The sequence below is a fragment of the Aquicoccus sp. SU-CL01552 genome, assembly GCF_040365005.1.
In the GTDB taxonomy this organism is placed as follows: Bacteria; Pseudomonadota; Alphaproteobacteria; order Rhodobacterales; family Rhodobacteraceae; genus Antarcticimicrobium.
On the sequence record NZ_BAABWV010000001.1, the window covers coordinates 199,017 to 217,345 of the forward strand.

Sequence of the window (18,329 nt, forward strand, 5' to 3'; positions counted from 1 at the left end):
CGGCAGGCCGCAGGTCCAGACGCCGCGACCGCGCCGGATGCGGGTTTCGCGCTCAGCCCGTGGTCAGGCCGAGGCGGCCATGCGCGCGCTGCCCTCTTCCTCGCGCGGATCGCGCAGCACGTAGCCACGGCCCCAGACGGTTTCGATGTAATTCTCGCCGCCGGTGGCCTGGCCAAGTTTCTTGCGCAGCTTGCAGATGAACACGTCGATGATCTTCAGCTCCGGCTCGTCCATGCCGCCGTAGAGGTGGTTGAGGAACATTTCCTTGGTCAGGGTGGTTCCCTTGCGCAGGCTGAGCAGTTCGAGCATCTGGTATTCCTTGCCGGTCAGATGCACTGCCTCGCCCTCGACCTCGACCGTCTTTTCATCGAGGTTCACGGCGATCTTTCCGGTATGGATGATCGATTGCGAATGCCCCTTGGAGCGGCGGATGATCGCGTGAATGCGCGCGACCAGCTCATCACGGTGGAACGGCTTGGTCAGGTAATCGTCGGCGCCGAATCCGAATCCCTTGAGCTTGCTGTCGGTATCGTCCGCCCCGGTCAGGATCAGGATCGGAGTGTCGACGCGCGCCAGGCGAATCTGGCGCAGCACCTCGTGCCCGTTCATGTCGGGCAGGTTCAGATCGAGCAGGATCAGGTCGTAATCATAGAGCTTGGCCAGGTCGATGCCCTCTTCGCCCGAAGCGGTCGTATAGACGTTCAGGTTGGCATGAGTCAAAATCAACTCGATGCTTCTCGACGTGGTCGGGTCGTCTTCCACAAGTAATACACGCATCAGGAAACTCTCCGTAAACTCGGGTCCATAGTAATGCGTTAACCTTGGCGAAAAAAAGTTAATCGCGCGTTACCGCTATGGCGTTACCCTGCACTATGACAAATCAACCTTGCGTTGTCTATATTTCTTCAAAGCGGTTGCTTTCAGGGCCTTTTCGCCATGCGACGTCACCGCGCCGATCCACGATTGCAACTCTTCATTGCTGAGCGCATAGCGCGTCTTGGCCTCGGTTTCGGTTATCAGCCCGTACAGAACCGCCCGCACGACCGCCGCCTTGCGTGACGCGACCCATCGTTTGGTCGACGTCGGAGGCAGATCGGCGCGGGTCATTATCGTGCCATTCGGAAGTCGGACCGCGCGCGGCCCATCCACTTTCTTAAGATACATCACCAACCCCTGAGCATTCCCGCCACCATCATTCCGGGCAGCTCTTAACGGCTGGTGAAACCGGCCCCTTGAGAGTATGTGGCATTTTCCTATATTCCGACGTAATTCCCTGGACCCGTCACCACTCGAGGAGCCGCCGCCATGGCGCTGGACACCGATGCACCGCTGAACTCCCTTGGCCTGCCGAAACCGCCGGCCGAGACCCGCGTCGTCGTCGCCATGTCGGGCGGCGTCGACAGCTCGGTCGTGGCCGCGCACCTGGCTGCCGAGGGCTACGACGTGGTCGGCGTGACCCTGCAGCTTTACGATCATGGTGCGGCGCTGGCGAAAAAGGGCGCCTGCTGTGCCGGGATCGACATCCACGATGCCCGCCGCGTGGCCGAGGAACGGGGCTTTCCGCACTATGTCCTCGACTACGAGAACATCTTCAAGGACGCGGTGATCGACGAGTTCGCCGACAGCTATCTGGCCGGCGCGACGCCGGTGCCCTGCATCCGCTGCAACGAGAAGGTCAAGTTCAAGGACCTGCTGGAGACCGCCAAGGACCTGGAGGCCGATTGCATGGCGACCGGCCATTACATCCAGCGCAAGATGGGGCCGAACGGGCCGGAACTCCACAGCGCCGCCGACCCCACCCGCGACCAGTCGTATTTCCTGTTCTCGACCACGCCGGAACAACTCGACTTTCTGCGGTTCCCGCTGGGGCATCTTCCTGGAAAGGCGGCGACGCGGGCGATGGCCGCAGACTACGGGCTGGCGGTGGCGGACAAGCCCGACAGCCAGGACATCTGCTTCGTGCCCAACGGCGATTATGCCAGCGTGATCGAGAAACTGCGCCCCGGCGCCGCCGAACCGGGCGAGATCGTGCATGCCGACGGCCGCGTTCTGGGCAGCCACGAGGGCGTGATCCACTATACCATCGGCCAGCGCCGGGGGCTTGGCATCGGCGGGTTGAGCGAGCCGCTTTACGTGGTCAAGCTGGACGTGGACAAGAAACAAGTCGTGGTCGGCCCCAAGGAGTTGCTGGCGACCCGGGTGATCCCGGTGCGCGAGATCAACTGGCTGGGCGACGAGCCGTTCGACAGCCGGCCCGAATGGCACCTTTCGGTCAAGGTCCGCTCGACCCGCCCGCCGCGCGAGGCGATCGTGCGGCCGACCTCGCCCACTACGGCGGAGGTGGAACTGCTGACCCCCGAGGAAGGCGTCAGCCCCGGACAGGCCTGCGTGTTCTATGAAACCGAGGGCACCCGGATCTTTGGCGGCGGCTGGATCTGGCGCGGGGCGTAACCGCGCCGCCGCTCTGCTGCCCGCTCACATCCGGGCCAGCACCGCCCGCGCCGCGCACAGACCCGGCGCCTCGCCCTCCCGCCCGAGCCGCTCCATCGTCAGGGCCATGGCCTCCCTTTGCGCGCCGGGATGTGCCAAGGCCTCCAGCACCGCCTTGGTGATCGGCTCGGGGCGGCACTCGGGGCCAAGACACTCGGGCACCACGCGGGTGTCGCTGACCAGGTTGACCAGGTTGGCAGTGTCGATGCGCATCATCCGGCGGGCCAGTTGCCAGGTCAGCCAGTTCACCTTGTAGGCCATGACCATCGGCGTATCGGCGGCGGCCAGTTCCAGCGCCACGGTGCCGGAGGCGGCGAGCGCGAGCTCGGCCGTGGCGAAAGCGGCGCGCTTGTCGGCCCGGGTCCCATCGGCGCCCGCCTCGCGCGGGTCGAGGATCAGCGGCGCGCCGGGCCAACCCGCCGTCATCTCGCGCACCATCCCGGCCACCGGGGCGGCGGCCGGCACCACAAGGCGCAGATCGGGCCGCGCCGCCAGAACCGGCCCCAGGGCCGCGCCAAAGACAGGCGCCAGCTTGCCGACCTCGCCCCTGCGCGAGCCCGGCAGCACCAGCAGCACCGGCGCCGCACCCAGCCCGTGACGGGCGCGAAACTCCGAAATCTCCTGCCCCGTGGCCACCGGTTCGGCCACCACCGGGTGACCGACGAAATCGCAGGCCATCCCGGCGGCCTGCATATAGGGCGGCTCGAACGGCAAGAGCGCCAGAACATGGTCGATCACCCGCGCCATCCGGTCGGCACGTTTCGGCCGCCAGGCCCAGACCGAGGGCGCGACGTAGTGCACCGTGCGAATCTCGGTTTCCGCCTTGACCAGACGGGCCACGCGCAGACAGAAATCCGGGCTGTCGATGGTGATCAGAACATCCGGCCTGGTCTCGATCACCGCGCGCGCGGTCTGTTCGATCCGGCGCTTGAGATCGAAGTACTTCGGCAGCACCTCGGCGATGCCCATGACGCTGAGTTCATCCATCGGAAAGCGGCTGACGAGACCCTGCGCCTGCATCTCCGGCCCACCGACCCCGTCAAAGGTGATCCCCGGCGCCAACTCGGACAGCCCCCGCATCAGGGCCCCGCCCAACCGGTCGCCCGACGGCTCTCCGGCGACGAGAAAGGCGCGCATCAGCCCGCCTGCCCCCGCGACCAGAGGAACATGCCCATCCGGTCACAGGCGGCGATGACACCGGGCTGGTCCAGAACGATCACGCCGCCGGCCTCGATCACGATCCCCTTCAGCCCGGCGCTGGCTGCGGCGCGCACGGTTTCCGGCCCGATGGTGGGTAGATCGGCACGCCGGTCCTGCGCGGGTTTCGGCGCCTTGAACAACAGCCCGCCTTCGCCGTCCGGGCGATCGGCCAGCGCGGCGAGCATCCAGTCGGTGCCGAACACCCCCTCGACCGAGAGCGCCTGTTCGCGGCGAACCGCACAGGCCTGGCCGATGTCCGCCGCCGCCATCGCCGCGACGATCTCGGCGCCGCGGGCGGCATCGGCCCGATGCGCCTCGGTCGGCTGTGCCACCGTCGGAATGCCCGACCCCATCAACAGGCCCGGCGCGGCCTCCTGTGCGGCGAGCACGGAAAAACCGGCGGATTCGAAGATCCCGATCAGGGCGCGCAGCGCCCCGTCGTCGCCGATGGCGAGCGCCTCGGACAGGATCGGAACCAGCGGCAGCGTCGCCGCGTCGATGGCCGCCGGGTCGATCTGCGGACGGGTGATCCCCCCGGCCATGCAGACGCGGGTGACGCCGCGCGCCTTGAGGGCCTCCAGCAGGGTTCCCAGCGTCTCGATCCGATAGGTGATCTCGACCTCGAGCCGATCCGGCGGATCGCTCTCCAGCGCGCAGATCACCGGGGCCTGATCCTGGGCCGCCGCGATGGCGGTCGGCAGCGCCCCGCGCCCGGCAAGCAGTGCCAGCATGTCCTAGCTCCCCGGTGTCAGGAACGACCGGTCGGTGTCGCCCCTGACGAAATCGACGATATGGCGTACATAGTCGCTCTCGGTCTCTTCGCCCAGACGGCGGGCGCGGTCCTGGAAGGTGCCCTCGCCCTGCGCCAGCATCTGGAATGCCGCCCGCAGCGCGGTGATGTCCGCGCGCGCCACCCCGCGGCGCTTGAGCCCGACCAGGTTCAACCCGTCAAGTTCGCCACGCGGCGCCTGCACCAACCCGTAGGGAATGACATCATTGGTCACCCGCGTCAGCCCTCCGATGATCGCACCGCGCCCGATCCGCACCCATTGGTGCACCCCCGACAGGCCACCGACGATGACGTCATCCTCGAGCACGCAGTGTCCGGCAATGGCGACATGGTGAACCAGGATCACCCTATCGCCGATCTGGCAATCATGGGCGATGTGGGTTCCGGCCATGAACAGACCGTCGTCGCCGATCCGCGTGACCCCGCCACCGCCCTTGGTGCCCGGGTTCATCGTGGCGTGTTCGCGGATCCGGTTGCGAGCGCCGATGACCAGCTGGGTGTCTTCTCCCTGGTACTTCAGGTCCTGCGGCACCTCGCCGATCACCGCGAAGGGAAAGATCACGGTCTCCTCGCCGATCCGGGTGTCGCCGGTCACCACCACGTGGCTTTTCAGCTCGACCCGGTCGCCCAGCACCACCTTGGGCCCGACGATGCAAAACGGACCGATGACACAGCCCTCGCCCAACCGGGCGCCCTCTTCGACAATCGCACTGGGGTGTACCCGGCTCATCTCGGTCACTCCGCCTGGATGTCGACCATGGCAGAGAACTCTGCCTCGGCGGCGGTTTCGCCGTCGACGGTGGCCTTGCCGGAAAACTTGAATATCTTGCCGCCGGGCTTGCCGCGCAGGGTGGTCACATTCATCTTCAGCACGTCGCCGGGCACCACCTTGCGGCGGAACTTGCACTTGTCGATGTTCATGAAATAGATCAGCAGGTCGGAATCGATGATATCCATGCCCACGCCCAGCATCACGCCGGCGGTCTGGGCCATGGCCTCGACGATGGTGACGCCGGGCATGATCGGCGTACCCGGGAAATGGCCCTGGAACTGCGGCTCGTTCATCGTCACGTTCTTGATGCCACACGCAGAGCTGTAGCCATCGATTTCGACCACCTTGTCGACCAGAAGAAACGGATATCGATGCGGAAGGATGCGCTGGATCAATTCGATATCGGCGCGTTTCAGCTCAGCAGTCATGAATGGCTTCCCGTTTTTGAACGTTGCCGCCTGACTAGCAATCCCACCCCCTTTGGGCAAGTCGCGCTATTGATCGGCGTCGTTACCTGACGTGGTCTTGCCGTCGCCGATGGCCGCGTCGATGCGGGAAATGGCAAGATCGGTGATATCGGTCGCGTTGGAGCTAAGGAACACGCTGGAGCGTTCCATGATCACGCCGGCCCCGGTTTCGCGCATCAGCGCCTCGAGCACCGGGCGCGCCGCGCGCAGGAACTCCACCCGCGCCTTGTCCGCCCTCTGGCTCAGGGCGTGGGTCTTGGAATCCTGGGTGCGCCGGAAGGACTGGACCTTTTCGTCAAAGGCGTCGGCCAGGGTACGGAAGGCCTCGGGATCCATCTCAGAGCGGCGCGCGGTCAGTTTCTGCTCCTCGGCCATCAGCTCGGCCTCGATCCGCCGGTTCTCGGCCGCCAGCACCGCGCTATCTGCCTCGATCTCATTGGCGGTCCGCTTGCCGAAGGCCGATTGCGAGAACAGTCGGTCGGCCTCGATGGTCAGGATCGCCGATTGCGGTAGACCGAGTTGCTGGGCGCGTACCGGTCCGATCGCATAAAGCAGACCCGCAATCACGAGAACCAAGGCCAGACCCGGCCCGATATGTTCCCGCGACCGCGCCACCACCGGCGATCAGAATTGCGCCTGAAGGGTCAGGTCGAAGGTCTGTTCCTTGTCGTAGGATTCCTTCTGGATCGCCTTGGAGAAGTTGAACCGCAAGGGGCCGATTCCGGTCGTCCACAGGAACGACAACCCGATCACCGAGCGCCATGCGCCGTCGGCCCCCACGATGCAGCTAGAGGTTCCACCCGTCCCGCAGGTCGAGGACGCCGCTGAGGTGTCGACGTTGCTCAGGTCCCACAGGTTGCCGATATCGAGGAACACCCCGCCGCGCAGACCGATCTCCTCGGGCAGGCCCAGCGGGAACTCGGCCTCGAACTTTGCCACCGCGTAGAGGTTGCCCCCCAAGAAGTCGTCATAGGCATCGCCGCTCGAATCCGGCGACATGTCGCGCGGCCCGATCCCGTAGGATTCGAACCCGCGCATGATGTCCGAGGACAGCGAGAACCGGTCCAGAGTGCGGCTGTTGTTGTTGCCCATCCAGTTGAGCGCACCAGCCTCAAAGGTGGCCCTCAGGGTGACCTCCTCGTTGAGAATCTTCTTCTGCGCAACGGCCTTGACCGAGGTCTTCAGGTATTCGCTGTCGCCGCCGAGGCCGGCGTAATCCGCCCCCACCGAGAACAGGAAACCGGCGGTTGGATCAATCCCGGCAAGACGGCTATCATAGCTGTAGGTAAAGCCGACACCGCTGGAAGTGATGGCCCCTTGCGCGATTTCGGTCCCAATCACCGGCCCTTCGATCGAGGTATCCCGCACCTTCATTTCGCTCCCCCTCCAGGAGTAGCGAGTCGCCAGCGTCGAGAGTTCGCCGAGTTGGAAGGTCAGCTGCGGAGTGAAATACCCGATTGCCGTGTTGAAACTGGAGTAATCCGAATCCGTCTCCGCATAACCGATATCCAGGCCGAGTTTGAGGTCGCGCCCGAGCAGGTAAGGTTCGGTGAAGGACAGAACATAGGATTCCGCGTCCTCTACCGTCGAGAAGGTGAACGACAGCCGCTGCCCCCGCCCGAGGAAGTTGTTTTCGGACAGGCCGATCGCAAGACCGAAACCGTCGCTGACCGAATACGATCCGCCCAGGCTCAGAGACCCGGTGGCCTGTTCCTCGACATTCACATCGACCACGACCTTGTCTGGAGACGAGCCCTCGCGCGCCTCCACATCTGCGTTGGCGAAAAAACCGAGGGCACGGATGCGTTCGGCACTGGCGCGAACCTCGCGTGGATTGAACGGATCCCCCTCGGCGATCCGGAATTGCTGCCGAACTACGCGGTCAAGCGTCGTGGTGTTGCCCTCGATATCGATTCGCTCGACAAAGACCCGCGACCCCTTGCTCAGGACAAACTCGACATCTAGGGTCAGGTCGCGGTCATTGCGAGTGATCTTCGGTTCGATCCGCAGAAAATTGACCCCCTGCTTGATGGCGAGCCGCTCCATCCGGGTGATCGAGCTTTCCACCAGGGACGGCGAATAGACCACGCCCGGGCGCAGCTTGAGCGCGGCCTGGTACGCGGCAGCGTCAACGCCCGGATACTCGCTGACAGTGGTGATCTCGCCAAGACGGAACTGCTGCCCCTCCTGCACGTCGACCACGAGGTAGAAACCATCCCGTTCGCGGGTGAATTCGGTGTTGGCGCTGTTCACACGGAAATCCACATAGCCGCGCGACAAGTAGAAATCGCGCAGAACCCGCTTGTCGAACTCGATCCGTTCTTCGATGAAAGTATCGGAGCGCAGGAAGGCGCGCAGGAAGTTGGCCTGTTTCGTCTCGAGTACCCGGCGCAGACGCCGGTCGGAATAGACGCGGTTGCCGACGAAGCTGACCCGTTCGACCTCGATCGTCTGGCCTTCTGCAATTTCGAATATCAGATCAACCCGGTTGTCGCTGCGGCGAATGATGCGCGGCGTGACCGTGGCAGCCACCCTGCCCTGCTGAGAATAGGCAGTGGCGATGTTGGTGGCGTCCTGCTCGGCCTGGGCCGGGTTGAACGCCTGCCGCGAAGTGGACTCGACGATCTTGGCAAGATCCTCGTCCTTGATGCGGCGGTTCCCCTCGAAGTTGATCACGTTGATCGTGGGAAATTCCGTCACCGACACCACCAGCGTTCCGCCCCGTGGTGTCAGGTCGACCGTTTGGAACAACCCGCTGCCGAGAACTCGCTGATAGGCGTCGTTCAACTCGCCGGCCGAAACGCTCTTGCCGCGTTCGATGCCGGTATAGGCCACGATGGTGGCCGCCTCGATCCGCTGGTTCCCCTCGACGCGAACCGAATTGAACCGATAGCTTTGCGCCAGCGCGGTTTCCGGCAGACCCAAAAGCAGCAGCGAAAAAATGAAAACGAACGTGGGAAGCACACGGTGCCGAATGGTGCGTCCAAAATTACGTCCTGCGCAGGGGGTCCCTGCGGCGCTTCCCAATCCCATATTTCGAACCCAGTATTAAGCAGACATTGGGTTTGTGGTATCGGGATTGCCCGGCGTTGTCAAAACCGCAATTGCCGTTTTGCGCGACCATTCCGTTGATCCCGCGGGACCTAGAGATGACTGCCCAGCCAAGCGCCCGCCAACAGGGCGAACGCGATGGTGGCCATGTAGATGATCAGGTCCCAGTTCAGTTCCATAACCAGGCTGAGCCCGCGATATGAACGCTCGAGTGTGTGCATGTCATGGTCCTTCCGGCGTCCGATTCCCGTAGGCTGAATACCTATGACCCGATTATGGCAACACTAGGGCGCCCCCCGCGGGGGCACCCCCGGCTGCGCGGTTCAGCACAGCAGATCGTTGGCCAGTGCAAAGACCATGAGCGACAGAATCATGGTCAGGCCGATGGCCATCAGCACCCGCACCACCCCGTCGCTGGGCGGTTTCCCCGCGACCGCCTCATAGGCGTAGAACATCAGGTGCCCGCCATCCAGCGCCGGGACCGGAAACAGGTTCAGCAGCCCCACCGCCGTCGACAGCACCGCGATGAACGAGATGAAGCTCTGCGCGCCCTGGCTCGCCATCGCGCCCGAGGTCTCGGCGATGCCGATCGGCCCCGAGATGTTGCAGGTGCTGATCGCGCCGGTCACCATGTGCCACAGTCCCGACAGCGAGCCGGTGATGATCGACCAGGTCTGCGACAGCCCGCCCAGCAGGGCGGCAACCGGACCGGCGGTCTCGGTCGCGGGGTCGAAGGCCATGCCACCGACGATGCCGATCCGCCACTGGGTGGCGAAACCGCCATCGGCGGTCGGCTCGTCGGTGCTGCGGGGCGCCAGCGTGAATTGCAGCGTCTTGCCGTCGCGCCAGACATCCAGCAACAGCGCCCGCCCGTTTGAGGCCTCGACCGCCTGCTTCAACTGGTCGAAGGCATGGATCGACGCACCGTCCACCGCGACGATCACGTCGCCGGGGCGCAGGTCGATGTCCGCCGCGGCACTGCGCGGCATCACCCGATTGACATAGGCCGGGAACGGGTATGGACCGCTCACCGTCATCTCCTGCCCGTCGCGGCGCACGCGATAGTCCAGAACCTCCGCCTGCGGCAGCGTTTCGATGATCGCGCCCCAAGTGGTGCCGTTATCGGTCGTCGGCACATCGACCCCGCCGATCGCCACGATCTCGTCGCCCGCGCTCAGTTCGATCCCGGCGGCGGGCAGGGTGTGCAATTCGCCCACGGTCAGCGGCTCTCGCGCAACGCCCTGCACCATGAACACGCCGGTAAAGACCACGATCGACATGATGAAGTTGAAAACCGGCCCGGCCGCCACCGTGGCGCTGCGCGCCCAGAGCGGCGCCCCATGCATGGTGTGACGCAGATCATCGGGATTCGTGCGATAGATCTCGGCCATGGTCTCGCCGTCCTTGCCCGAGGCCGCGTTGGCATCGCCGCGAAACTTGACGTAACCACCGAACGGAAGCGCCGCGATCTGCCAGCGGGTGCCGCGCCGGTCCTTGCGGCTCCACAGCACCGGGCCGAACCCCAGCGAGAACACATCGGCATGGATACCGGACCAGCGGCCGACGATGTAATGGCCGTATTCATGCACCGCGACGATCACGGACAGCGCGACGACAAAGGCGACGATCGTGTAGACCAGCCCGCCAAACTGCGGAATCAATTCAATAATATTCAAAGCCTATCCTGCCCTTTCGGCCATCGCCTCATCTGCCCACATACGGGCGACATGGTCTGTTTCCGACACGTTATCAAGTGTCATTGCGGCGGTAACGTGGTGGCCCTGGGTCAGGAAACGGTCAAGCACCCGCTCCACCACCGCCGCCATCTCGAGAAATCCCAGCCGCCCGGCGATGAACCCGTCGAGGCTGCGTTCCTTGGCGGCGTTGAACACCGCACCGGCCAGCCCGCCGGTCTCCATCACCGCGCGCGCCAGCCGCAACGCGGGATACCGCACCTCGTCCGGGGCCCGGAACGTCAGCGCGCCGACCGCGGCCAAGTCCAGCCGCGGCACCGGCAACGCCCGGCGCTCAGGCCAGTGCAGCGCATAACCGATGGCGTGGCGCATGTCGGGCGCCCCCACATGGGCCATCAGCGCCCCGTCATTGAACCCCACCAGAGCGTGTACCAGGGATTCGGGATGCACTAGCACCTCGATCTGCTCCGGTTTCACCCCGAAGAACTCGCGCGTTTCGATCACCTCCATCGCCTTGTTGAACATCGAGGCGCTGTCGATGGTGATCCGCTGGCCCATGTCCCAGTTGGGATGGCTCGAGGCCTCGGCCACGGTGGCGCCGGCCAGCCGCTCGACCGGCCAGTCGCGAAACGCCCCGCCCGAGGCGGTGATGACGATGCGTTCGACCGCCGCCAGATCCTCGCCCGCCAGCGCCTGGAACACCGCCGAATGCTCGCTGTCCACCGGCAGGATCCGGGCGCCGTGCCGCTGCGCCGTCTCGAGCAGCAGCGCGCCGGCGCAGACCAGCGATTCCTTGTTCGCCAACGCCAGCGTCGTGCCCTGCTCCAGCGCCGCCAGTCCCGGCGCCAGCCCGGCCGAGCCGACGATGGCCGACATGATCCAGTCGGCCGGGCGGCGCGCCGCCTCGATCACCGCCTGCGTGCCGGCGGCCACCGCGATTCCGCTGCCCGCCAGTGCCGCGCGCAGATCCTCCAGCCGGTCGTCATAGGCGGTCACCGCCAGGTCGGCCCCGAGCGCGCGCGCATCCTCGGCCAGCCGGGCGATATTGGCCCCGCCGGTCAGTGCCACCACGTCATAGGCCGCCGGCTCACGCCGGATCAGATCGACGGTGTTCTGCCCGATCGAGCCGGTCGCGCCCAGGATCGTCACCCGCCGCATCGCTCATGTCCTCTCATTCAGGCGCTCATACAGGTCCGGGCGGATAGCCGGTCAGGTGCATCACCACCAGCACCAGGATCGCCGCCCCGAGCATGCCGTCGAACCGGTCGAACAACCCGCCGTGCCCCGGGATCAGCGCGCTGGAATCCTTGACGCCGCTCCTTCGTTTGACCGCGCTTTCGGCGATGTCGCCCAGTTGCGAGGCAAAGGCGGTCGCCGCCGACAGCAGCACCAGCCAGGCACCGGCGCCGGTCAGCAGCATGAAGACCGCGCCGACCACCGCCGCGACAGCCCAGCCCGCCACCGTGCCCGACCATGTTTTCTTCGGGCTGATCGCCGGCCAGAACTTCGGCCCGCCGACAAGGCGACCGGCAAAGTAGCCGGCGATATCGGTGCCCGCCACCACCAGCACCAGCCAAAGCATCCAGACAAAGCCGAACTCGCTGCGGACCGACATCATGCCGAAGGCAGCCAAAAGGATGAACACCAGGAACGGCACAAAGATGCCCCGGTGACGCGGCAACCAGGCATAGCCGACGATGGCCGGCACCAGCAGCGTTGGCAGCGCGAATCCGGCCGGGAAATAGATCGCCAGGAACCCCGCAACGCCCGAGATCGCCCCCATCACCACCGTGCGCAGCCCGTCCTCGGGCGCCAGCATCCGGGTCAGTTCCCACGCGATCAGCCCGGTCACCACCGAAACGAAGCTGACGAAGTAATAGCCCCCCGCCCAGACCGCGCCGAGACCGGCCGTCGCCAGCACAAGGCCGGACAGAAGCCGTGCGGTCAGGTCACCCCATTGGCCGGATCCGCTCATGCCTTGACCGCCCCGAAGCGGCGATCGCGTGCACCGTAGCTCTGGCACAGGCGCGACAGCTCCTCGGCGGTGAAATCGGGCCACAGCGTGTCGATGAACTCATACTCGGCATAGGCCGACTGCCACAGCAGGAAGTTCGAAATCCGCGCCTCGCCGCTGGTCCGGATCACCAGGTCCGGGTCGGGCAGCACGCAGGTGTCGAGGTATTTCGGCAGCGTCTCCTCGTCCACGTCCTCGGGGCGCAGCTTGCCGTCGGCCACGTCCTGCGCCAGCCGTTTTGTGGCGCGGGCGACCTCGTCGCGGCCACCGTAGTTCAGCGCGATAGTCAGCTGTGTGCCGGTATTGCCCTCGGTCTGCACCTCGAGTTGATCCATTAGCGCGATCAGCTTGGTGTCCAGCCGCACCCGGTCGCCGATGAAGCGCACCCGCACGTTGTTGACGGCGATCGCCTGCATCTCCTTGGCGATGTAGCGGCGGAACAGGCTCATCAACCCGGCCACCTCGACCTGGGTCCGTTTCCAGTTCTCGGTCGAGAAGGCAAAGATCGTCAGGTATTTCACCCCGAGCGCCGGGCAGGCCTCGACCACCTCGCGCACGCGGCGGGCGCCGGCATGGTGGCCGAACAACCGCGGCCGTCCGCGCGCCTGCGCCCAGCGTCCGTTGCCGTCCATGATGATGGCGACATGGCCGGGGCCGTGCGGATGGGCCGCGATCTCGGGATCCTTTGGCATGGCTGCGATCAGACCTGCATGATCTCGGCTTGCTTGGACTCCAGCGCCTCGTCCACCGCCGCGATCATCTTGTCGGTCAGCTCCTGCACCTCGGTCTCCCAGAACTTCTGGTCGTCCTCGGACATGCCGTCGGCCTTGGCCTTCTTGATCTGGTCCATGCCGTCGCGGCGCACGTTGCGAATCGACACCCGGGCGTGTTCGGCATACTGGCCGGCGACCTTGGTCAGGTCGCGGCGCCGCTCTTCGTTCAGCTCCGGGATCGGCAGCATGATGATGGTGCCGTTGAGCTGCGGGTTGATCCCCAGCCCGCTTTCGCGGATCGCCTTTTCGACCTTGCCGACAAGGCCCTTGTCCCAGACGTTCACGGTCACCATGCGCGGTTCCGGCACGTTGACGGTGCCGACCTGGTTGATCGGAGTCATCTGGCCATAGGCATCGACCTGCACCGGTTCCAGCATCGAGGCGCTGGCCCGCCCGGTGCGCAACGAGGCGAACTCGGTGCGCAGGTTCGCCATGGCGCCGTCCATGCGGCGTTTCAGATCATCGGTATCGAGTTCAAAATCCTCGGACATGTCTGCCCTCTCCCCAAACTGCGGATTGTCGCCTGCACGTTACATGCTTGCGCGGTCTATACCCCTAGCCGCGCACCTTTGTATAGGTGCCCTCGCCCGCAAGGATACCACGGAACCCGCCGGGCTCGTCGAGCGAGAACACGATGATCGGCAGGTTGTTGTCGCGTGCCAGCGCGATGGCACTGGCATCCATCACCCCCAGACGCTTGGCCAGCACGTCGTCATAGCTGACCTCGTCATAGCGTTTGGCATCGGGGAATTTTTCCGGATCCTTGTCATACACTCCGTCGACCTTGGTGCCCTTGAAGATCGCCTCGCAGGCCATCTCGTTGGCGCGCAGGGTCGCCGCCGTGTCGGTGGTGAAATAGGGGTTGCCGGTGCCGGCGGCAAAAATGCAGACCCGCTTTTTCTCAAGGTGGCGCACCGCGCGGCGACGGATGTAGGGCTCACAGACCTCGTCCATGCGGATCGCGCTGATCACCCGGGTGAACACGCCGATCTCTTCCAGCGCGCTCTGCATTGCCAGCGCGTTCATCACCGTGGCCAGCATCCCCATGTAGTCGGCGGTGGTCCGCTCCATCCCCTGGGCGCTGCCCTGCAAACCGCGAAACACGTTGCCGCCGCCGATCACCATGCAGATCTCGACGCCCATGTCATGCACCGACTTGACCTCCTGCGCGACGCGCTGGACGGTCGGCGGATGCAGGCCGAAGCCCTGGTCGCCCATCAGCGCCTCGCCCGAGATCTTCAGCAGCACGCGCCTGTATGTCGTCTGTTTCGATTGCGATTCTGGGGGATTTGACGAGGTCATGTTGCGCTTCTCTCCGGCACGAGGTTATTTTCGCGCAAAATGTCGGAAATCGGCCCAAGGTTCAATGCGCCAACCGCAGGACCGGCGCCGGTTTCCACGGTTTCGAACAGGCGTACATGCAAAAACTTGGCCCGCTCCCCGAAATCCCCGACGACCGGCCGGTGCTGATCGCGGGGCCGACCGCCTCGGGCAAGTCGGCGCTGGCCCTGCGGATCGCGCAGGAACGGGGCGGCGTCGTGGTCAATGCCGACGCCAGCCAGGTGTTTGCCTGCTGGCGCGTCATCACCGCGCGCCCCAGCGCGGAAGAAGAGGCGCAGGCGCCGCACCGCCTGTACGGTCATGTCCCCTGCGATGCGCAATATTCCGCCGGTCACTGGCTGCGCGAGGTCGCGCCGCTGCTCGAGGCCGGCCAGCGCCCGATCATCACCGGCGGCACCGGGCTCTATTTCACCGCGCTGACCCAGGGCCTGGCCGAGATCCCGCCCACCCCGCCGGAGTTGCGCGCCGAGGCCGACCTGATCCCGCTGGACACCCTGCTGGCCGATCTCGACCCGGCGACCGCCGCGGGCCTCGACCGGCGCAACCGGGCACGCGTCCAGCGCGCCTGGGAGGTGCAGCGAGCCACCGGCCGACCGCTGGCCGACTGGCAGGCCGACACGCCGCCGCCGCTGTTGCCGCTGACCTCCGCCGTACCGCTGCTGTTCGACGTGCCCAAGGACTGGCTGCTCGAACGGATCGCGCGGCGCTTCGACGCGATGCTGGAACAGGGCGCCATCGATGAGGTGGCGGCGATGCGCGACCGCTACGCCCCGGCCCTGCCCGCCTTTCGCGCCATCGGCGTGCCGGAACTGATGACCTATATCGAGGGAGGTTGCACCCTCGACGAGGCGCGTGAACGCGCCACCATCGCCACCCGCCGCTTTGCCAAGCGGCAACGCACCTGGTTCCGGGCGAAAATGCGCCATTGGCAGCCGATCCGCCCGGCGGGCTGAGCGTCCGACTTGTCCGCGCGGCGTTTCTGTGGTGTAAAAAGGGTCATAACCCCCGACGTTAACAGTCATTTTTGTGCCCATGCCCTTCGATCCAAATGAAATGGACGACCTGCGCCTGGTGACATTGGCGCAACTGGCAAAGGCGGGGGCATGGCAACTCGAACTCGCCCATGACCGAGCCGAGCATCTTCTGATCTGGATCACGCGGGGCCAGGGCGTGGCCCTGCTGGACGGGGCGCGACACGGCATTGGCACCCATAACGCGCTGTTCATCCCGGCGCGCAACCTGATGGCGCTCGAACTGATGCGCAACGGCTTCGGCCAGGCGCTGGTGATCCCGGATGGGGCCAACCTGACCCTGCCGCAGACGGTGCAGCACCTGCGCATCCGCGACGTCGCGGCCCAGGCCGAGCTGACCGTCCTGTTTGAGGCGATGGGCCGGGAACAGAACGCGCAGCGCCCGCTCTATCATTCGGCGATGCGGGCCTATGGCGACCTGATGGCGGTCTGGCTGCGCCGCCACCTGCCCGACGACCCGGCCCCCGGCCGGAGCGCCGCCCAGCGGCTGGTGACCGCCTTTTGCGACCGGCTGGTGCGCGACTATGCCGATGGGTCCAGCATGGCCGACCACGCCGAAGCGCTGGGGGTCACCCCGACCCACCTGACCCGGGTCTGCCGCGCCGAGACCGGGCGTACCGCCGCCACCCTGCTGACCGAGCGTTTGCTGCACGCGGCGCGGACCCTGCTGATCAGCACCGACGTCCCGGTGCAGGACATCGCGCGCCACCTCGGATTCGGCAGCGCGGCCTATTTCACCCGCTTTATCCAGCAACATACCCAAAAGACACCGACCGCCCTGCGGAAGTCGGTCCGCTCGGCGGCCTGACGGGGCCCCAAAAGCCTCCTGTCGTTTTTTGACTTGTCGATGTCGTTTTTTTACACTGTAAAGCGCATTCCAACCGTTGACGGATGGGAATTTCTGATGCCGAATGAAGGGCATGGGGAAGATCCGGAAAGAGACATAGACGTTCAGCCGGAGCGGTGCCGTTCAAACCGGCACCAACCAACGACATTCAACAAGATCAAAAGGCCCACAGGGAGACTTTCATGAACAACCCGACACTCAATGCGAAACCCGTCCATCCGGCGGCGCATATGCACGCGCAGGAGTACAAGGACGGCAAGCTCAGCCGGCGCGAGTTTCTGACCCGCGCCACCGCGCTGGGCGTTTCCGCGACCGCGGCCTATGGTCTGATCGGTGTCGCGGCGCCCGGCGTGGCGCAGGCCGCCACCCCCAAGCAGGGTGGCACGCTGCGCGTCCAGATGCAGGTCAAGGCCCTCAAGGACACCCGCACCGCAGACTGGTCCGAGATCGGCTGCGTCACCCGTGGCACCTGCGAATATCTGGTCGAGTACAACAACGACGGGTCGTTCCGCGGCATGCTGCTGGACGGCTGGTCGGTGAACGAGGACGCCACCGAATACACGCTGAAGGTCCGCCAGGGCGTGAAATGGCATAACGGCGACGATTTCACCGCCGAGGACGTGGCCCGCAACTTCGAACGCTGGTGCGAAAAGGACGTCGAGGGCAACTCGATGGCCGCGCGCGTCGGCTCGCTGGTTGATCCCGACACCGGCAAGGCGCGCGAGGGCGCGATCACCGTGGTCGATGCCTCCACCGTGCTGCTCAAATGCGCGACGCCGGATATCTCGATCATCCCCGGCCTCGCCGATTACCCGGCCGGCGTGGTGCATGCCAGCTATGACCCGGCCAACCCGAACGAGCTGATCGGCACCGGCCCCTACAAGCTGACCAATATCGAGGTCGGCGTCGGCGCCACGCTGGAGCGCGCAACCGATCACACCTGGTGGGGCACCGAGGTCTATGGCGGCCCCTACCTCGACAAGATCGAGTACATCGACTACGGCACCGATCCCTCGGCCTGGCTTGCTGCGATCGAGTCCGAAGAGGTCGACATGCTTTATGAATCGGTGGGTGAGTTCATCGACATCATGAACGACATCGGCCTGGTCCAGTCCGAGGTGGTGACCGCCGCGACCATCGTGATCCGGCCCAACCAGCTGGCCGAGATCGACGGCATGAAGCCCTATGCCGACAAGCGCGTGCGCAAGGCGCTGTCGCTGGCCGTCGACAACGCCGTCTGTCTCGAACTGGGCTATGGCAACCGCGGCGAGGTGGCCGAAAACCACCACGTCTGCCGGATTCACCCGGAATATGCCGAACTGCCCAAGATCAAGGCCGATCCCGCCGCCGCCAAGGCGCTGATGGAAGAGGCCGGCATGGCCGATTTCGAGCACGAGATCGTCTCGATCGACGACGACTGGCGCCGCAACACCACCGACGCCGTGGCCGCGCAGCTGCGCGACGCCGGCATCAAGGTCAAGCGCACGGTGTTGCCCGGCAACACCTTCTGGAACGACTGGGTGAAATACCCGTTCAGCTCGACCAACTGGAACCACCGCCCGCTCGGCGTGCAGATCTGGGCGCTGGCCTATCGCTCGGGCGAGGCCTGGAACGAGTTCGGCTGGGCCAACCCGGAATTCGACGCGCTGCTCGAGGAGGCGCTGGCCATCGCCGATGCCGACAAGCGCCGCGAGATCGCTGCCAAGGGCGAAGCGATGATCCAGGAAGAAGGCGTGACGATCCAGCCCTACTGGCGCTCGCTCTATCGCCACATGCGCGAGGGGCTGGTGGGCACCGACATGCACATCACCTACGAACACCACCACTACAAGTGGGGCTGGGCCGCCTGACCCGGCGAA

Annotated in this window: 19 protein-coding genes; 4 read left to right on the forward strand and 15 right to left on the reverse strand. The window is 65.4% G+C overall.

Going from position 1 to position 18,329, the window contains the following annotated elements; all coding sequences use genetic code 11:
* Positions 1-63: 63 nt before the first annotated feature.
* Both ctrA and sciP read right to left on the reverse strand, forming a co-directional pair.
* Positions 64-777, reverse strand: coding sequence for a response regulator transcription factor CtrA (ctrA, locus tag ABWV23_RS00980; protein WP_353343993.1), 714 nt, complete (start codon positions 775-777; stop codon positions 64-66).
* A 93-nt stretch (positions 778-870) separates the two neighbouring features.
* Complete coding sequence (gene sciP / locus ABWV23_RS00985; RefSeq protein WP_353343995.1) at positions 871-1,164, reverse strand: CtrA inhibitor SciP; 294 nt, start codon at positions 1,162-1,164, stop codon at positions 871-873.
* A gap of 141 nt (positions 1,165-1,305) precedes the next feature.
* Between sciP and mnmA the strand changes: the two genes are divergently transcribed.
* Positions 1,306-2,451 (forward strand): tRNA 2-thiouridine(34) synthase MnmA, encoded by a 1,146-nt coding sequence (mnmA, locus tag ABWV23_RS00990; protein WP_353343997.1) that lies wholly within the window; start codon positions 1,306-1,308, stop codon positions 2,449-2,451.
* A gap of 24 nt (positions 2,452-2,475) precedes the next feature.
* Here mnmA and lpxB read toward each other — a convergent pair whose 3' ends face one another.
* The 13 genes from lpxB to pyrH all read right to left on the reverse strand — a co-directional run bounded on the left by lpxB (position 2,476) and on the right by pyrH (position 14,553).
* On the reverse strand, positions 2,476-3,627 hold the full coding sequence (lpxB, locus tag ABWV23_RS00995; RefSeq protein ID WP_353343999.1) for a lipid-A-disaccharide synthase: 1,152 nt from the start codon (positions 3,625-3,627) through the stop codon (positions 2,476-2,478).
* Positions 3,627-4,421: an LpxI family protein gene (locus ABWV23_RS01000; protein ID WP_353344001.1), complete on the reverse strand. Its 795-nt coding sequence runs from the start codon at positions 4,419-4,421 to the stop codon at positions 3,627-3,629. The genes lpxB and ABWV23_RS01000 overlap by 1 nt, the downstream gene beginning before the upstream one ends.
* A gap of 3 nt (positions 4,422-4,424) precedes the next feature.
* The gene (lpxA, locus tag ABWV23_RS01005; RefSeq protein WP_353344003.1) at positions 4,425-5,210 is read right to left on the reverse strand and encodes an acyl-ACP--UDP-N-acetylglucosamine O-acyltransferase; all 786 of its coding nucleotides are present in this window, start codon (positions 5,208-5,210) and stop codon (positions 4,425-4,427) included.
* A 5-nt stretch (positions 5,211-5,215) separates the two neighbouring features.
* On the reverse strand, positions 5,216-5,680 hold the full coding sequence (fabZ, locus tag ABWV23_RS01010; protein ID WP_353344005.1) for a 3-hydroxyacyl-ACP dehydratase FabZ: 465 nt from the start codon (positions 5,678-5,680) through the stop codon (positions 5,216-5,218).
* A 66-nt stretch (positions 5,681-5,746) separates the two neighbouring features.
* Complete coding sequence (locus ABWV23_RS01015; RefSeq protein ID WP_353344648.1) at positions 5,747-6,286, reverse strand: OmpH/Skp family outer membrane protein; 540 nt, start codon at positions 6,284-6,286, stop codon at positions 5,747-5,749.
* A gap of 57 nt (positions 6,287-6,343) precedes the next feature.
* The gene (gene bamA, locus ABWV23_RS01020; protein WP_502901577.1) at positions 6,344-8,752 is read right to left on the reverse strand and encodes an outer membrane protein assembly factor BamA; all 2,409 of its coding nucleotides are present in this window, start codon (positions 8,750-8,752) and stop codon (positions 6,344-6,346) included.
* A gap of 110 nt (positions 8,753-8,862) precedes the next feature.
* Positions 8,863-8,991 (reverse strand): hypothetical protein, encoded by a 129-nt coding sequence (locus ABWV23_RS01025; protein ID WP_353344009.1) that lies wholly within the window; start codon positions 8,989-8,991, stop codon positions 8,863-8,865.
* 102 nt (positions 8,992-9,093) lie between these two features.
* On the reverse strand, positions 9,094-10,446 hold the full coding sequence (gene rseP, locus ABWV23_RS01030; protein ID WP_353344011.1) for an RIP metalloprotease RseP: 1,353 nt from the start codon (positions 10,444-10,446) through the stop codon (positions 9,094-9,096).
* A gap of 3 nt (positions 10,447-10,449) precedes the next feature.
* Positions 10,450-11,622: a 1-deoxy-D-xylulose-5-phosphate reductoisomerase gene (gene dxr / locus ABWV23_RS01035; protein ID WP_353344013.1), complete on the reverse strand. Its 1,173-nt coding sequence runs from the start codon at positions 11,620-11,622 to the stop codon at positions 10,450-10,452.
* Positions 11,623-11,647: 25 nt separating this feature from the next.
* A complete protein-coding gene (locus ABWV23_RS01040) occupies positions 11,648-12,439 on the reverse strand; it encodes a phosphatidate cytidylyltransferase (RefSeq protein WP_353344015.1) in 792 nt (263 codons plus the stop codon).
* A complete protein-coding gene (gene uppS / locus ABWV23_RS01045) occupies positions 12,436-13,170 on the reverse strand; it encodes an undecaprenyl pyrophosphate synthase (protein WP_353344017.1) in 735 nt (244 codons plus the stop codon). Before uppS ends, ABWV23_RS01040 begins: the two co-directional genes overlap by 4 nt.
* A gap of 8 nt (positions 13,171-13,178) precedes the next feature.
* Positions 13,179-13,742 (reverse strand): ribosome recycling factor, encoded by a 564-nt coding sequence (gene frr, locus ABWV23_RS01050; protein ID WP_353344019.1) that lies wholly within the window; start codon positions 13,740-13,742, stop codon positions 13,179-13,181.
* A gap of 64 nt (positions 13,743-13,806) precedes the next feature.
* Positions 13,807-14,553 carry a UMP kinase gene (pyrH, locus tag ABWV23_RS01055; RefSeq protein ID WP_353344021.1) on the reverse strand — a complete coding sequence of 249 codons (747 nt, stop codon included), beginning with the start codon at positions 14,551-14,553 and terminating at the stop codon, positions 13,807-13,809.
* Positions 14,554-14,669: 116 nt separating this feature from the next.
* Here pyrH and miaA point away from each other — a divergent pair, with 116 nt between their 5' ends.
* The 3 genes from miaA to ABWV23_RS01070 all read left to right on the forward strand — a co-directional run bounded on the left by miaA (position 14,670) and on the right by ABWV23_RS01070 (position 18,320).
* On the forward strand, positions 14,670-15,545 hold the full coding sequence (gene miaA, locus ABWV23_RS01060; RefSeq protein WP_353344023.1) for a tRNA (adenosine(37)-N6)-dimethylallyltransferase MiaA: 876 nt from the start codon (positions 14,670-14,672) through the stop codon (positions 15,543-15,545).
* Between the two features lie 100 nt (positions 15,546-15,645).
* A complete protein-coding gene (locus ABWV23_RS01065) occupies positions 15,646-16,431 on the forward strand; it encodes a helix-turn-helix transcriptional regulator (RefSeq protein ID WP_353344025.1) in 786 nt (261 codons plus the stop codon).
* Positions 16,432-16,652: 221 nt separating this feature from the next.
* The gene (locus ABWV23_RS01070) at positions 16,653-18,320 is read left to right on the forward strand and encodes an ABC transporter substrate-binding protein (RefSeq protein ID WP_353344027.1); all 1,668 of its coding nucleotides are present in this window, start codon (positions 16,653-16,655) and stop codon (positions 18,318-18,320) included.
* Positions 18,321-18,329: the final 9 nt, after the last annotated feature.

Excerpts from the sequence above, each read along its gene's own strand:
- pyrH (WP_353344021.1), bottom strand. The coding sequence starts at position 14,553 with ATGACCTCGTCAAATCCCCCAGAATCGCAATCGAAACAGACGACATAC.
- lpxB (WP_353343999.1), bottom strand. The coding sequence starts at position 3,627 with ATGCGCGCCTTTCTCGTCGCCGGAGAGCCGTCGGGCGACCGGTTGGGC.
- ctrA (WP_353343993.1), bottom strand. The coding sequence starts at position 777 with ATGCGTGTATTACTTGTGGAAGACGACCCGACCACGTCGAGAAGCATC.
- dxr (WP_353344013.1), bottom strand. The coding sequence starts at position 11,622 with ATGCGGCGGGTGACGATCCTGGGCGCGACCGGCTCGATCGGGCAGAAC.
- sciP (WP_353343995.1), bottom strand. The coding sequence starts at position 1,164 with ATGTATCTTAAGAAAGTGGATGGGCCGCGCGCGGTCCGACTTCCGAAT.
- lpxA (WP_353344003.1), bottom strand. The coding sequence starts at position 5,210 with ATGAGCCGGGTACACCCCAGTGCGATTGTCGAAGAGGGCGCCCGGTTG.
- frr (WP_353344019.1), bottom strand. The coding sequence starts at position 13,742 with ATGTCCGAGGATTTTGAACTCGATACCGATGATCTGAAACGCCGCATG.
- bamA (WP_502901577.1), bottom strand. The coding sequence starts at position 8,752 with ATGGGATTGGGAAGCGCCGCAGGGACCCCCTGCGCAGGACGTAATTTT.
- uppS (WP_353344017.1), bottom strand. The coding sequence starts at position 13,170 with ATGCCAAAGGATCCCGAGATCGCGGCCCATCCGCACGGCCCCGGCCAT.
- ABWV23_RS01025 (WP_353344009.1), bottom strand. The coding sequence starts at position 8,991 with ATGCACACACTCGAGCGTTCATATCGCGGGCTCAGCCTGGTTATGGAA.
- ABWV23_RS01040 (WP_353344015.1), bottom strand. The coding sequence starts at position 12,439 with ATGAGCGGATCCGGCCAATGGGGTGACCTGACCGCACGGCTTCTGTCC.
- miaA (WP_353344023.1), top strand. The coding sequence starts at position 14,670 with ATGCAAAAACTTGGCCCGCTCCCCGAAATCCCCGACGACCGGCCGGTG.
- ABWV23_RS01065 (WP_353344025.1), top strand. The coding sequence starts at position 15,646 with ATGGACGACCTGCGCCTGGTGACATTGGCGCAACTGGCAAAGGCGGGG.
- ABWV23_RS01000 (WP_353344001.1), bottom strand. The coding sequence starts at position 4,421 with ATGCTGGCACTGCTTGCCGGGCGCGGGGCGCTGCCGACCGCCATCGCG.
- ABWV23_RS01070 (WP_353344027.1), top strand. The coding sequence starts at position 16,653 with ATGAACAACCCGACACTCAATGCGAAACCCGTCCATCCGGCGGCGCAT.
- mnmA (WP_353343997.1), top strand. The coding sequence starts at position 1,306 with ATGGCGCTGGACACCGATGCACCGCTGAACTCCCTTGGCCTGCCGAAA.
- fabZ (WP_353344005.1), bottom strand. The coding sequence starts at position 5,680 with ATGACTGCTGAGCTGAAACGCGCCGATATCGAATTGATCCAGCGCATC.